General features: G+C 72.9%; 10 protein-coding genes. 8 read left to right on the forward strand and 2 right to left on the reverse strand.

What is annotated here, in order from left to right:
* Positions 1–605 precede the first annotated feature (605 nt).
* The 3 genes from IF37_RS0104490 to IF37_RS0104500 all read left to right on the forward strand — a co-directional run bounded on the left by IF37_RS0104490 (position 606) and on the right by IF37_RS0104500 (position 4,813).
* Positions 606–1,565: an SCO0930 family lipoprotein gene (locus IF37_RS0104490; protein WP_030736466.1), complete on the forward strand. Its 960-nt coding sequence runs from the start codon at positions 606–608 to the stop codon at positions 1,563–1,565.
* Positions 1,566–1,859: 294 nt separating this feature from the next.
* A complete protein-coding gene (locus IF37_RS0104495; RefSeq protein ID WP_030736469.1) occupies positions 1,860–2,672 on the forward strand; it encodes an SAM-dependent methyltransferase in 813 nt (270 codons plus the stop codon).
* The gene (locus IF37_RS0104500; protein ID WP_030736472.1) at positions 2,669–4,813 is read left to right on the forward strand and encodes a bifunctional diguanylate cyclase/phosphodiesterase; all 2,145 of its coding nucleotides are present in this window, start codon (positions 2,669–2,671) and stop codon (positions 4,811–4,813) included. Before IF37_RS0104495 ends, IF37_RS0104500 begins: the two co-directional genes overlap by 4 nt.
* 38 nt (positions 4,814–4,851) lie before the next feature.
* Here IF37_RS0104500 and IF37_RS0104505 read toward each other — a convergent pair whose 3' ends face one another.
* On the reverse strand, positions 4,852–5,736 hold the full coding sequence (locus IF37_RS0104505; protein ID WP_030736475.1) for a LysR family transcriptional regulator: 885 nt from the start codon (positions 5,734–5,736) through the stop codon (positions 4,852–4,854).
* A 119-nt stretch (positions 5,737–5,855) separates the two neighbouring features.
* On the opposite strand from IF37_RS0104505, the gene IF37_RS0104510 reads away from it, so the two are divergent.
* The 5 genes from IF37_RS0104510 (at position 5,856) to IF37_RS0104530 (ending at position 11,234) form a co-directional block, all read left to right on the forward strand.
* Entirely contained in the window at positions 5,856–6,527 is a 672-nt protein-coding gene (locus IF37_RS0104510; protein WP_030736479.1) for a succinate dehydrogenase, read from the forward strand.
* A 2-nt stretch (positions 6,528–6,529) separates the two neighbouring features.
* A complete protein-coding gene (locus IF37_RS0104515) occupies positions 6,530–8,476 on the forward strand; it encodes a fumarate reductase/succinate dehydrogenase flavoprotein subunit (RefSeq protein WP_030736491.1) in 1,947 nt (648 codons plus the stop codon).
* Positions 8,473–9,222 (forward strand): succinate dehydrogenase/fumarate reductase iron-sulfur subunit, encoded by a 750-nt coding sequence (locus tag IF37_RS0104520; RefSeq protein ID WP_030736493.1) that lies wholly within the window; start codon positions 8,473–8,475, stop codon positions 9,220–9,222. The genes IF37_RS0104515 and IF37_RS0104520 overlap by 4 nt, the downstream gene beginning before the upstream one ends.
* Positions 9,223–9,561: 339 nt before the next feature.
* Positions 9,562–10,338, forward strand: coding sequence for a GNAT family N-acetyltransferase (locus IF37_RS0104525; RefSeq protein WP_030736495.1), 777 nt, complete (start codon positions 9,562–9,564; stop codon positions 10,336–10,338).
* Positions 10,338–11,234: a 1-acyl-sn-glycerol-3-phosphate acyltransferase gene (locus tag IF37_RS0104530; protein WP_052844970.1), complete on the forward strand. Its 897-nt coding sequence runs from the start codon at positions 10,338–10,340 to the stop codon at positions 11,232–11,234. The genes IF37_RS0104525 and IF37_RS0104530 overlap by 1 nt, the downstream gene beginning before the upstream one ends.
* Positions 11,235–11,309: 75 nt before the next feature.
* Here IF37_RS0104530 and IF37_RS0104535 read toward each other — a convergent pair whose 3' ends face one another.
* Complete coding sequence (locus IF37_RS0104535) at positions 11,310–13,640, reverse strand: excinuclease ABC subunit UvrA (protein WP_030736499.1); 2,331 nt, start codon at positions 13,638–13,640, stop codon at positions 11,310–11,312.
* Between the last annotated feature and the right edge of the window lie 14 nt (positions 13,641–13,654).

The following is a 13,654-nucleotide window of genomic DNA, read 5'->3' on the forward strand; positions in this document are numbered from 1 at the left end:
AGAGGCGGGGGTCGGTGGCGGTGGCGGTTCCGGTGTCGGCGTGGGCACGGGCGTCGGCTCCGGCGGCGGTGTCGGCGTCGGCGTCGGGGAGGGAGTGGGCGTCGGCGTGGGTGTGGGCGTCGGCGTGGGTGTGGGCGGACACGGGGGCGGTGTCGGCACCGGGCAGGGCGGGTGGGGCCAGTGGTGGCCGGGAAGGTGGGGCCGGTGGTGGCCGGGCGGATCGGGCCGGTGGTGGCCGTCGGCGTGGGCCACCGCCACCGTGCCGTCCGGTCCCGTCGAGGCGTACGCGCAGGCGTCGGCCGACGCGGTGCCGGCCGGGCAGCCCACCAGGGCCCAGACCAGCGCCAGCAGGGCCGACACCCGTGCGGCGGGCGCGCATCGGGTCACTTCGGGTCCATGCACGACCGAGATCATGAGGCGCCGACGGTCGTCGCATCCCGTAGTGCGCCGAGATTGCTCCGAAAGAGGGAGATGGGGTGATCGGAGGTTTGGCCGGGGAAAGTCCGGCCGCCGTTGAACGCGGCGGACGGTGCGGTGCGTACCCATGGCCGTGCGGCGGCGCGGCAGGGCGCCGCGGCAGCCAGGCGATGATGGGGAGCCGACCGATGAATACCTCCTGGCGGACCGCCTCACTGGTGGCCGCGGCCGCCTCGGTGCTGGTGCTGACGACGGCGTGCGGTCAGGACAGTGCCACCACCCCCGCGTCGGCGGCCCGGAACATCGGGGCCACGGCCGCGGCCGACGACTACGGCAGCCCGGGCGGCGCGGCCGCGCCCGGCACGGGCAACGGGTACGGCGCCGACCAGGGCACCGCCTCCCCGGCCCCGGTCACCCCCGCGGGCGAGCTGACCGTGGCGGGCGACCCGGAACTGGGCGACGTACTGACCGACGGCTCCGGCCTCACCCTCTACCGGTTCGACAAGGACACCGCCGACCCGCCCACGTCGCACTGCGAGGGCGACTGCGCCACCACCTGGCCGCCGGTCCCCGCCGCCGACGCCACCGCCGGCGCGGGCATCGACAAGGCATGGCTCGGCGAGGTCCGCCGAGCCGACGGCACCCGGCAGCTCACCATCGGCGGCTGGCCGGCCTACCGCTACGCCAAGGACGTCAACGCCGGTGACGTCAACGGCCAGGGCGTGGGCGGCAAGTGGTTCGCGCTCGCCCCGACCGGCAGGAAGGCCGAGTCGTCCGGCCTGCCCGGTCTGTCCGTCCGTAAGGACGCCAAGCTCGGCGACATCGTCGTCGACCGGAACGGCAGGACGGTCTACCGCTTCCTGAAGGACCAGGCATGGCCCGAGTCCGTCTCCCGCTGCACCGGGACCTGCCTGGAGAAGTGGCCGGCCGTCGGCCCGGTCGCGGCCGGTGACACCAAGGGGGTGAAGAAGAAGGGCCTCATGCCCTTCACCCGTTCCGACGGCGTGCGGCAGATGACCGTCAACTGCTGGCCGGTCTACACCTTCTCCGGGGACAAGGCCCCGGGCGACACCAACGGCCAGGGCGTGGGCGGCACCTGGTACGCCGTCTCGCCCGACGGCAAGGCGGTCGGCGCACCCGGCGAGTAGACCACCCTCCGCCGACCGACCGACCGACCGACCGGCCGACCGACCGACCGCCCCGGCCCGGCGGGCGACCGGGATCCGCCCCCTCCGCACCGCGCGGAGGGGGCGGATCGTCGTGTGCGCGGGAACACGCACGGCCACGAGCCGTCACACAGCGGGGTCGTACGGGCACATGCCGGAGGCAGTGACCGGGAACGGATGGTCAATTTCCGTTTCGGGTCGCTCCTTTGGCGGGCGATCAGTAGCCTCAGCTCGAACACCGGATCGCCTACACCTGTCCACGCCTTGGAGACATACATGGAGCGTCCCGCCTGGGCCCCACGGAGCATCGACATCACGGTGCCCAGCGTCTCGCGGATCTACGACTACTACCTGGGCGGTTCGCACAACTTCGAGGTCGACCGGGAAGCGGCGCGCAAAGCCATGGAGTTCCTGCCTGGTCTGCCCAAGACCATGCAGGCGAACCGGGCGTTCATGCGCCGGGCCGTGCGGTTCGCGGCCGGTGAGGGCATCACCCAGTTCCTCGACATCGGCTCCGGCATCCCGACGTTCGGCAACGTCCACGAGGTGGCCCGCGCGGCGGCGCCGGGCGCCCGCGTGGTCTACGTCGACCACGACCCGGTAGCCGTCGCCCACAGCGAGGCCGTCCTGGCCGGCGACGACGACGCGGACGTGGTCGCGGCCGACCTCCGGCGGCCCCGGGAGATCCTCGAAAGCCCCCGACTGGCGCGGCTGATCGACCTGAATCGGCCAGTGGCCCTGCTCCTCGTTGCCATACTGCACTTCGTGGAAGACGCGGACGACCCCTACGGTGCCGTGGCCGAGCTGCGCAAGGCGCTCGCGCCCGGCAGCCTGCTGATCCTCACCCATGCCTCGTACGAGGGGATCCCGCAGCCCGCCGAGCGGGCCGAGGGCGCGGTCGACGTGTACAAGGACATCCGCAATCCGCTGATCATGCGCTCGCGCGAGGAGATCGCGCGGTTCTTCGAGGGGTACGACATGGTGGAACCCGGACTGGTGCCGATGCCGCACTGGCGCCCGGACTCGGCGCCGGAGGACGAGGACCCCTATGCCTTCTCCGGGTACGCCGGCGTGGGACGTACGGCGTGAGCGCGGAGCCGGACGGGCCGGAGGACAGACTCCGCAGGCTGACGACGATCTGGAGCCGGGCGGTCTTCCCGGTGACCTCCACGTCGCTGACCCGCACCGAGTTCGAGGAACAACTCCTGCCCCTCGCACGCCGGTTGAGTGAGCTGCTGCATACCCGCAGCTTCGACGCGGACGCGGCGAAGGCCGTCGGCGCCGCCCTGGTCGGGGCGCACTGCACCGACCCCGAGGCGCTGACCCGCACCCTGGACTGCGTCGACGCGTACCTGGTGCTGTACTGCGGCGGCGACGGCCCGCAGGACGAACTGCGCATGCGCTCCTCCCGGTTGCAGCACGCGATGGCCGCCGGGTACGCCCAGGCGCTGCGCACGCGCACCCTCGCCGAGCAGGAGTCCATCGCCCAGGCCGCGCTGCGCGCCCAGGGCGTGGTCGCCCAGGCGCTGCACGCGAGCGAGGCCCGCTTCCGCGCCGTCTTCGAGGGCGCCGCCATAGGGATCGGCATCGCCGACCTGGACGGCAACATCCTCCAGGTCAACGAGGCGCTGCTGCGCATGTTCGGCCTCACCGCGACGACCCTGCGCGGCCGGCGCGTCCAGGACTGGGTGCACCCCGAGGACGCCCCGCAGACCTGGCGGCTCTACGACGAACTCGTGCGCGGCGAGCGCGAGCACTACCACCTGGAGAAGGCGTTCAACCGCCCCGACGGCACGGCGCTGTGGACCAATCTGACGGTCTCCCTGCTGCGCGACGCCGACGGCCGCCCGCAGTACCAGCTCGCCCTCATGGAGGACACCACCGAGCGCCGGCTGCTCAACCTGCGGCTGCGCTACGAGGCCACCCACGACGCCCTCACCGGACTGCCCAACCGCACCCTGTTCTTCGAGCGGCTGGAGAAGGCCCTCAACGCGGGCGAGGGCCAGCGTTTCGGCCTGTGCTACCTGGACCTGGACGGCTTCAAGACCATCAACGACAGCCTCGGCCACGCGGCCGGCGACCGGCTGCTGGTGGAGGTCGCGGACCGCCTCCAGTCCTGCGCGACCGCGCCCGGCGAGATGGTCGCCCGGCTCGGCGGCGACGAGTTCGTGGCGCTGACCACCGGTCCCGGCACCGAGCGCGAGGTCGACGAGCTGGCCGAGCGCATCATGAACGCCCTGGTGACGCCCATCAGCATCGACGGCCGTGATCTCCTGGTCCGCGGCAGCCTCGGCATCGTCGAGGGCCCGGCCGGCGAGCGCACCGCCGCCGAGGTGCTGCGCAGCGCCGACATCACCATGTACCGGGCCAAGTCGGCGGGCGGCAACCGATTCGAGCTCGCCGACCCCGAGGCCGACGCCCGTGCCATCACCCGGCACGGCCTCACCACCGCCCTGCCCACCGCCCTGGAGCGCGGCGAGTTCTTCATCGAGTACCAGCCCCTGGTCCACCTCGGCGACGGCAGTGTGCGCGGCGCCGAGGCGCTGGTGCGCTGGCTGCATCCGCAGCACGGCATCCTCGGCCCCGACCGCTTCATCCCGCTGGCCGAGCACACGGGTCTGATCGTCCCGCTGGGCCGCTGGGTCCTGGAGGAGTCGATCAGGCAGGCCCGCTCCTGGCGCGAGCGGCACGCCGACGAGGCCGCCGCCGGTCCGCTGCGCATCAACGTCAACCTCTCGCCCTGCCAGCTCAGCCACCCCGGTCTGGTCCAGGACACGGTCGACATCCTGGAGCGGGCGGGCGTCACCCCCGACGCCCTCTGCCTGGAGGTCACCGAGTCGGCCCTCATCGGCGCCGACGACGATCTCCTCAAACCCCTGCGCCGACTCGCCGAGATGGGCGTCGACATCGCCCTGGACGACTTCGGCACCGGCTACTCCAACCTCGCCAACCTGCGCCGGCTGCCGGTGAGCGTCCTCAAACTGGACCGCTCCTTCACCCAGGGCATGCAGCAGTTCCCGGCCGATCCCGTCGACCTGAAGATCGTGGAGGGCATCGTCTCGCTGGCCCACAGCCTGGACCTGGCGGTCACGGTCGAGGGCGTGGAGACCGGCGCCCAGGCCGACCAGCTGCGGGAACTGGGCTGCGACACGGCCCAGGGCTGGTACTACGCGCGTCCCGGACCGCCGGAGAGACTCCACGACCTGGCACTGGTGGACGCCCCGGGCTGAACGCCCGGCGGGCCGAACGGGCACGCCGGACCGTTGACTCACCGCTCCAGCAGCATCCGTTGCAGTTCCCGGGCCGCCCGCGGCGGAGCCACATCGCTGCGGTGGGCGAGCGCGATGGCGCGGTGCAGTCCGGGCCGGGCCAGCGGGGTCACCCGCAGCCCCCGCCCGGCCCGGGTGGCGACCATCCGCGGGACCACCGCGACGCCCAGCCCGGCCCGCACGAACCCCAGCACCGCGTCCATCTCGCCGCCCTCCACGGCGAAGTCCGGCTCGAAGCCCTCGGCCCGGCACGCCGCCACGGTCAGCTCGCGCAGGTCGTAGCCGTGCCGGAACATCACCATCCGCTCGCCCTCCAGGTCGGCGACGCGCACGGGGCGCCCGCCCCGGCCGGGCACCGGCGCCTCCGGTGAGGACACCACCACCAGGTCCTCGCGCAGCAGCTCCACGGTGGTCAGCGCGGGCGCCGGCGTCGGCAGCGGCAGCACGATCAGCGCCAGGTCGAGCGCGCCCCGCGCCAGCTCCCGCACCAGGTCGTGCGAGCCGCCCTCCTCGATCAGCAGCCGGATGCCCGGGTAGCGGTCGTGGAACGCCCGCAGCACGTCCGGCAGCAGCCCCGTGCACAGACTCGGCGTCGCCCCCAGCCGCACCCGCCCCCGGCGCAGCTGGACCAGCTCCTGCACCTCGTGCCGGGCGGTGTCCGCGTCGGCCAGGATCCGCCGGGCCAGCGGCAGCAGCGCCTCGCCGGCGTCGGTGAGCGTGATGTTGCCCCGGGCGCGCAGGAAGAGATCCGCGCCCAGCTCCCGCTCCAACGCCTTGATCTGCTGCGACAGCGACGGCTGGGCGACATGGACCCGCTCGGCGGCCCGGGTGAAGTGCCGGGTCTCGGCGACGGCCACGAAGTATTGGAGCTGCTGAAGCTGCACGCTGCCAGGATAGTCCCAGCCTATGGAATCAAACCGGACCATGTCTTGGACCGATCGGGACCTTCGGCCCTAGCGTGCTTGCCATGGCTCTGGCAACGCGGACGGACCGACGACCGTCCATGGCGCGCACCGTGTGGGACAGCTCCGTCGGCAAGAAGACGGTGATGGCCGTCAGCGGACTGATCATGCTGCTCTACCTGGTGGCGCACATGATCGGCAACCTGAAGATCTTCTTCGGCGCGGGCGAGTTCAACCACTACGCCCAGTGGCTGCGCACCGTCGGCGAACCGTTCATGCACTACGAGTGGACGCTCTGGCTCATCCGGATCGTCCTCGTCGTCGCCGTGGTCGCCCACGCCACCGCCGCCTACCAGCTCAGCCGCCGCGACATCAGGGCACGCCCCGGCAAGTACGTGCACAGGAAGCCGCGGGCGAGCTACGCCACCCGGACCATGCGCTGGGGCGGCGTCATCCTCGGCCTGTTCATCGTCTGGCACCTGCTGGACCTGACGACCGGCACCGTGCACCCCGGCGGCTTCCAGGAGGGACACCCGTACCAGAACGTCGTGGACACCTTCTCCACCTGGTACGGAGACGTCGTCTACATCGTCGCGATGCTCGCGCTCGGCCTGCACATCCGGCACGGCTTCTGGAGCGCCGCCCAGACCCTCGGCGTCGGCAGCCGCGCCCGCGACCGCGCCCTGAAGACCATCGCCGACATCCTCGCGCTGCTGCTCACGGCCGGCTTCATCGCCGTACCCGTGGGCGTCATGACCGGAGTGGTGAGCTGACCATGACGTACACCGACTACACGACCGGCACACCGGTCACCGACACCAAGGCCCCGTCCGGGCCGGTCGCGGAGCGCTGGGACAAGCGCCGCTTCGAGGCCAGGCTGGTCAACCCCGCCAACCGGCGGAGGCACACGGTGATCGTGGTGGGCACCGGCCTCGCGGGCGGCTCCGCCGGTGCCACCCTCGCCGAACAGGGCTACCACGTCGTCCAGTTCTGCTACCAGGACTCCCCGCGCCGCGCCCACTCCATCGCCGCGCAAGGAGGCATCAACGCGGCGAAGAACTACCGCAACGACGGCGATTCCGTGCACCGGCTGTTCTACGACACCGTCAAGGGCGGCGACTTCCGCGCCCGGGAGTCCAACGTGTACCGCCTCGCCCAGATCTCCGTCGAGATCATCGACCAGTGCGTGGCCCAGGGCGTGCCCTTCGCCCGCGAGTACGGCGGCCTGCTCGACACCCGGTCCTTCGGCGGCGTCCAGGTATCCCGCACCTTCTACGCCCGCGGCCAGACGGGCCAGCAGCTGCTGCTCGGCGCCTACCAGGCGCTGTCCCGGCAGATCGCCGCCGGCAACGTGGAGATGCACCCGCGCACCGAGATGCTGGACCTGATCGTCGTCGACGGACGGGCCCGCGGCATCGTCGCGAGGGACCTGATCACCGGCCGTGTCGACACCTACTTCGCGGACGCCGTCGTGCTCGCCTCCGGCGGCTACGGCAACGTCTTCTACCTGTCGACCAACGCCATGAACTCCAACGCCACCGCCGTCTGGCGGGCGCACCGGCGCGGCGCCCACTTCGCCAACCCCTGCTTCACCCAGATCCACCCCACCTGCATCCCGCGCACCGGCGACCACCAGTCCAAGCTGACGCTGATGAGCGAGTCGCTGCGCAACGACGGCCGGATCTGGGTGCCGAAGGCCCAGGGCGACACCCGCCCACCGCACCGGATCCCCGAGGACGAACGCGACTACTACCTCGAACGCATCTACCCGGCCTTCGGCAACCTGGTCCCGCGCGACATCGCCTCCCGCGCCGCGAAGAACGTCTGCGACGAGGGCAGGGGAGTGGGCCCCGGCGGACAGGGCGTCTACCTGGACTTCGCCGACGCCGTCCGGCGCATGGGCCGCGAGGCCGTCGAGGCCAAGTACGGCAACCTCTTCGACATGTACCAGCGGATCACCGACGAGGATCCGTACGAGGTGCCGATGCGGATCTACCCGGCCGTGCACTACACGATGGGCGGCCTGTGGGTCGACTACGACCTCCAGACCACCGTCCCGGGCCTGTTCGCGATCGGCGAGGCCAACTTCTCCGACCACGGGGCCAACCGGCTCGGCGCCTCCGCGCTGATGCAGGGCCTGGCCGACGGCTACTTCGTGCTGCCGGCCACCATCAACGACTACCTGGCCCGCAACCCTCACCAGGACCCGGTGACCGGTGAACACCCGGCCGTACAGCAGGTGCTGGCCGAGACCGAGGACCGGCTCAACCTGCTGCTGGCCGTCGACGGCGACCGCACCCCCGACTCCTTCCACCGCGAAATCGGCGAGCTGATGTGGGAGTTCTGCGGCATGGCGCGCACCGACGCGGGACTGCGCAAAGCTCTGGAGCGCATCCCGCAGATCCGCGAGGAGTTCTGGCGCCGGATCAAGGTGCCCGGCACCGGCGAGGAGTTCAACCAGTCCCTGGAGAAGGCCAACCGGATCGTCGACTACCTGGAGCTGGCCGAGCTGATGTGCCTCGACGCGCTGCACCGCACCGAGTCCTGCGGCGGCCACTTCCGCGAGGAGTCCCAGACCCCGGACGGCGAGGCGGCCCGCGACGACGACGCCTTCTCCTACGCCGCCGCCTGGGAGTTCACCGGCACCGGCGAGGCCCCCGTCCTGCACAGGGAAGACCTGGTCTTCGAGTACGTCCACCCCACCCAGCGGAGCTACGCATGAAGCTCACCCTGCGCGTCTGGCGGCAGAAGAACGCCGACGCCGAAGGAGCGATGTCCACCTACGAGGTGGACGACATCTCGCCCGACATGTCCTTCCTGGAGATGCTGGACGTCCTCAACGAGCGGCTCATCCTCTCCGGCGAGGAGCCGGTCGCCTTCGACCACGACTGCCGCGAGGGCATCTGCGGCGCGTGCTCGCTGGTCATCAACGGCGACGCGCACGGACCGGAGCGCACCACCACCTGCCAGCTGCACATGCGGTCCTTCGCGGACGGCGACACGATCGACGTCGAACCCTGGCGGGCGTCCGCCTTCCCGGTGATCAAGGACCTGGTGGTGGACCGGTCGGCGTTCGACCGGATCATCCAGGCCGGCGGCTACGTCACCGCGCCCACCGGGTCCGCGCCGGAGGCGCACGCCACACCGGTGCCGAAGGCCGACGCCGACTTCGCCTTCGAGCACGCGGAGTGCATCGGCTGCGGGGCGTGCGTGGCAGCGTGCCCCAACGGGGCGGCGATGCTGTTCACCTCCGCCAAGGTCAACCACCTGGGCGTGCTGCCCCAGGGGGCGCCCGAGCGGGAGAGCCGGGTGCTGGACATGGTGGCGCAGATGGACGCGGAGGGATTCGGCGGCTGCACACTGGCCGGTGAGTGCGCGACCGCCTGCCCCAAGGGCATCCCCCTGGTGTCGATCACGAGCATGAACCGGGAGTGGCTGCGGGCCACCCGGAAGGCGGGCAGGCGCTGACCGCCGAAGGGACGTTCGCCGAGTGGCGGGCGGGCGGGGCCGGGGAGGTGCTCACCCGGCCCCGTCTCGTTTCACCGGCCCCGGTGGTCTCCGCACGGATCTTGGGGCACGGGCGCCCTCGACCCGAGCGGGCGCCCGGCCGGGAGGCGGCCGGGCGGCTGCCCGCCGGGTGCGTGGGACCCAGGACGGCCGACCGCCCGATCCCGGCGTTCACCACCCTCACATCCCTTCTCCCGGCACCGGTCACGCACCGGCCAACCGACATCGGAAGAACAGGAGCGGCGGGTCGTGCACACGCCCGCCGCCGTCGCCGAACCGGCCCGTGACCAGGAGAGAGCCATGACCGGCGTATCCACCCTCGACCGTCCCCCGCAGCCCGCGGCCCCCGCTCGCTACACCGTCACCCTCGCCCGCGACGAGGCCGACGTGCGTGCCGCGCAGCGGCTGCGGCACGACGTCTTCGCCGGGGAGATGGGAGCCCTGCTGGCCACCGCGGAGCCGGGGCACGACATCGACGCCTTCGACGCCTACTGCGACCACCTCCTCGTCCGGTCCACGGTGACCGGGCAGGTCGTCGGCACCTACCGGCTGCTGCCGCCGGAACGGGCCGCGGTCGCGGGCCGGCTGTACTCCGACGGCGAGTTCGACCTGGCCGCGCTCGACGCGATCCGGCCCGGCCTGGTCGAGGTCGGCCGCTCCTGCGTCCACCCCGACCACCGCGACGGCGCCGTCATCGGCCTGATCTGGGCCGGCATAGCCCGGTACATGACCGACCGGGGCCACGAGTGGCTGGCCGGCTGCTGCTCCGTCCCGCTCGCCGACGGCGGCGCCCTCGCCGCCGGCACCTGGGAGCGGATCAGGACCAAGCACCTGGCACCCGAGGAGTTCCGGGTCCGGCCGCTGCTGCCCTGGACCCCGCCCGCCGGCACCCTCCTCCCGCCCGCCCGCGGCGAGCTGCCCGCCCTGCTGCGGGGCTACCTCCGGCTCGGCGCCTGGGTCTGCGGCGAACCCGCCCACGACCCCGACTTCGGGGTCGCCGACCTGTACGTCCTGCTGTCGATGCGCCGGGTCAACCCGCGCTACCTGCGGCACTTCCTCTCCCTCGTCCCGGCCTGATGAACGTCTGGCTGCCCACCGCGCCCTGCACCCCGGACGCCTGCCTGGGACCGGACCGCGCCGCCGCGGCCCTACCCCGTGCCGTACTGCGGCTCACCGCGGTCGCCGCCCTGGTGCTGGCCGGAATCGCGCTGTCCCCGCTCGGCGGCAGGGTGCCCGCCGAGTGGGTCAGGCGGTGGTGCCGGATGATCGTCCGGGCCGTCGGGGTCCGCGTCCGCGTCACCGGCGCCACCGCACCGGCCGGCGGTCTGCTGCTGGTCGCCAACCACGTCTCGTGGCTGGACATCCCGCTGCTCACCGCCGTACGCCCGGCCCGGATGCTCGCCAAGACCGAGATCCGGCGGTGGCCCGTGGCGGGCGCGCTGGCCGCGCGCGGCGGAGCCCTGTTCATCGAACGGGACCGGCTGCGCGCCCTGCCCGGCACGGTCGCCCGGATCGCCGGCGCCCTGCGCGAGGGCGCGGCCGTGACCGCCTTCCCCGAGGGCAGCACCTGGTGCGGACGCGCCCACGGCCGCTTCCGCCGAGCCGTCTTCCAGGCCGCCCTCGACGCGGGCGTCCCCGTCCAGCCGGTCAGCCTGCGCTACCGGCGACAGGGCGGCGGCCCCGGCACCGAGGCCGCCTTCGTCGGCGAGGACACCCTGCTGGCCTCCCTGTGGCGGGTCGCCCGCACCCGGGACCTGGTAGCCGAGGTGGACGTCCGCCCGGCGATCCCCCCGGGCACCCGCCCCGACCGCCGAACCCTGGCCCAAGCGTCCCAGCCGGCCACCCCGGAACCGGCCTGGACGCACGCGGCCCTGGTCGCCGGCGCGCTGGAGGAGACACCGGACCGGCCCGGCCCACCGCCGGCGGGCCTGCATGACGGCCCCGCGCGGGCCCTCGGACTCCCGGCACGCTGAACGCGGCCCCGGACGCCCACCGTCCGGCCGCCGGCGGACGGACCGCGGGGGCGGGAGCGTGGGATGAACCGGGGCTCAGGGCAGGACCCGGGCCAGGTAAGGGGCCGTGGCGCTGTGTTCCGTTCCGGGTAGGAGGTTCGGTGGGCCGGCGGCGACGATCCGGCCGCCTCGGTCGCCGCCGCCCGGGCCCAGGTCGATGACCCAGTCGGCGCCCGCGACCACCGTCATGTCGTGCTCGACCACGACGACCGTGTGCCCGGTGTCGACCAGTCCGTGCAGCCGGTCCATCAGCACCTCCACATCGGCCGGGTGCAGTCCGGTCGTCGGCTCGTCCAGCAGGTACAGGGTGTGGCCCCGGCGTCCCCGCTGGAGTTCGCTCGCCAGCTTGATCCGCTGCGCCTCCCCGCCGGACAGCTCGGTCGCCGGCTGGCCGAGCCGCAGATAGCCGAGGCCCACGTCGAGCAGGGTGCGCAGGCTCCGTTCGGCGGCCGGGGTGTCCGCGAAGAACTCCGCGGCGGCCTCCACGGTCAGGTCCAGCACGTCGGCGATGCTCCGCCCCCGGTACCTCACCCGGAGCGTCTCGGGGTTGTAGCGGGCGCCCCCGCAGTCCGGGCAGGGCGCGTAGGTGCTCGGCAGGAACAGCAGCTCCACACTGACGAACCCCTCACCCTGACAGGTCTCGCAGCGTCCGCCGGGCACGTTGAAGGAGAACCGCCCCACCCCGTACCCGCTCGCCCGCGCCTCCTCGGTGCCGGCGAACACCTTCCGTACGACGTCGAACAGACCCGTGTAGGTGGCCAGGTTGGAGCGCGGGGTGCGGCCGATGGGTCGCTGGTCGACCCGGACCAGTCGCTCCACCCCGGGCACGTCCTCCGTCAGTTCGCCGATGAGCGTGGACTTCCCGGAACCGGAGACACCGGTGACGGCGGTGAACGCGCCGACCGGGAACCGGGCCGTCACCCCGCGCAGATTGTGCCGGGTCACCGGGCCGACCGTCAGCCAGCCGCGGGGCTCGCGCACCTCACGCGCCGGGCCGGGCGACTCGTCGAAGAGGTACGCGGCCGTCGCCGACTCCGCCACCGAGGCCAGCTCGGCCGGCGGCCCGCTGTACAGCACCCGCCCGCCGTGCTCACCCGCGCCGGGGCCCACGTCCACCAGCCAGTCGGCGCCGCGCACCACGTCCAGGTGGTGCTCCACGACGAAGACCGAGTTGCCGGCCGCCTTGAGCCGGTCCAGGACGGTGAGCAGTGCCTCGGTGTCCGCCGGGTGCAGTCCCGCGGACGGCTCGTCCAGCACGTACACCACGCCGAACAGCCCGGACCGCAACTGGGTGGCGAGCCGCAGCCGTTGCAGCTCGCCCGCCGACAGGGTGGGAGTGGCCCGGTCCAGGCTCAGATAGCCGAGCCCCAGCTCGACCACCGGCGCGATCCGGGACGTCAGGTCCGCCGCGAGCACCCGGGCCGTCTCGCCGCCGCCGTCCAGCAGCCCCGCCAGTTCGGTCAGCGGCAGCGCGGCCAGCTCGGCGATGGTCCGCCCGCCGAAGGTCACCGCGAGCGCCTCGGGCCGCAGCCGGCCGCCTCCGCAGACGGGGCAGGGGGCGCTGGTCAGGAATCGCTCCGCCTTCGCGCGCAGGGTCGCGGACTTGGTGTCGGAGAACGTCTTCAGCACAGACCGGCGGGCGCTCATGTACGTGCCCTGGTACGGCCGTTGGATACGGTCCGCGTCCCGCACCGGGTGCACGGTGACCACCGGCTGCTCGTCGGTGAACAGGATCCACTCACGCTCTCGGGCGGGCAGCTCGCGCCAGGGCCGGTCCACGTCGTACCCGAGCGTGTCCAGGATGTCCCGCAGGTTCTTGCCCTGCCAGGCACCCGGCCAGGCCGCGACGGCGCCCTCGCGGACGGACAGCGAGGGATCCGGGACCAGCAGCTCCTCGGTGGTCTCGTGCACCCGTCCGAGGCCGTGGCACTCCGGACAGGCGCCGGCCGCCGTGTTCGGCGAGAACGCGTCCGAGTCGAGCCGTTCGGCGCCGGGCGGGTAGGTTCCGGCGCGCGAGAACAGCATGCGCAGGGAGTTGGAGAGGTTGGTGACCGTGCCCACCGAGGAGCGCGAGGTCGGCGCCGAGCGGCGCTGTTGCAGTGAGACGGCGGGCGGCAGCCCGGTGATCTCCCCGACCTTCGGCGCCCCGACCTGGTGGATCAGCCTGCGGGCGTACGGGGCCACCGACTCGAAGTACCGCCGCTGGGCCTCGGCGTAGATCGTGCCGAACGCCAGGGACGACTTGCCGGAGCCGGAGACGCCGGTGAACACGGCCAGGACGTCGCGGGGGATGTCCACGTCGACGGCCCTGAGATTGTGCTCACGGGCGCCGCGGACGCGGACGTACGGGTCGTGGGGGCTGTGCATCCGGGGAACTCTAT

It is taken from the genome of Streptomyces sp. NRRL S-31 (assembly GCF_000718775.1).
In the GTDB taxonomy this organism is placed as follows: Bacteria; Actinomycetota; Actinomycetes; order Streptomycetales; family Streptomycetaceae; genus Streptomyces.

Coding starts and splice junctions, on each gene's coding strand:
- IF37_RS0104490 (WP_030736466.1), top strand. CDS start 606: ATGAATACCTCCTGGCGGACCGCCTCACTGGTGGCCGCGGCCGCCTCG.
- IF37_RS0104495 (WP_030736469.1), top strand. CDS start 1,860: ATGGAGCGTCCCGCCTGGGCCCCACGGAGCATCGACATCACGGTGCCC.
- IF37_RS0104510 (WP_030736479.1), top strand. CDS start 5,856: ATGGCGCGCACCGTGTGGGACAGCTCCGTCGGCAAGAAGACGGTGATG.
- IF37_RS0104515 (WP_030736491.1), top strand. CDS start 6,530: ATGACGTACACCGACTACACGACCGGCACACCGGTCACCGACACCAAG.
- IF37_RS0104520 (WP_030736493.1), top strand. CDS start 8,473: ATGAAGCTCACCCTGCGCGTCTGGCGGCAGAAGAACGCCGACGCCGAA.
- IF37_RS0104525 (WP_030736495.1), top strand. CDS start 9,562: ATGACCGGCGTATCCACCCTCGACCGTCCCCCGCAGCCCGCGGCCCCC.
- IF37_RS0104530 (WP_052844970.1), top strand. CDS start 10,338: ATGAACGTCTGGCTGCCCACCGCGCCCTGCACCCCGGACGCCTGCCTG.
- IF37_RS0104535 (WP_030736499.1), bottom strand. CDS start 13,640: ATGCACAGCCCCCACGACCCGTACGTCCGCGTCCGCGGCGCCCGTGAG.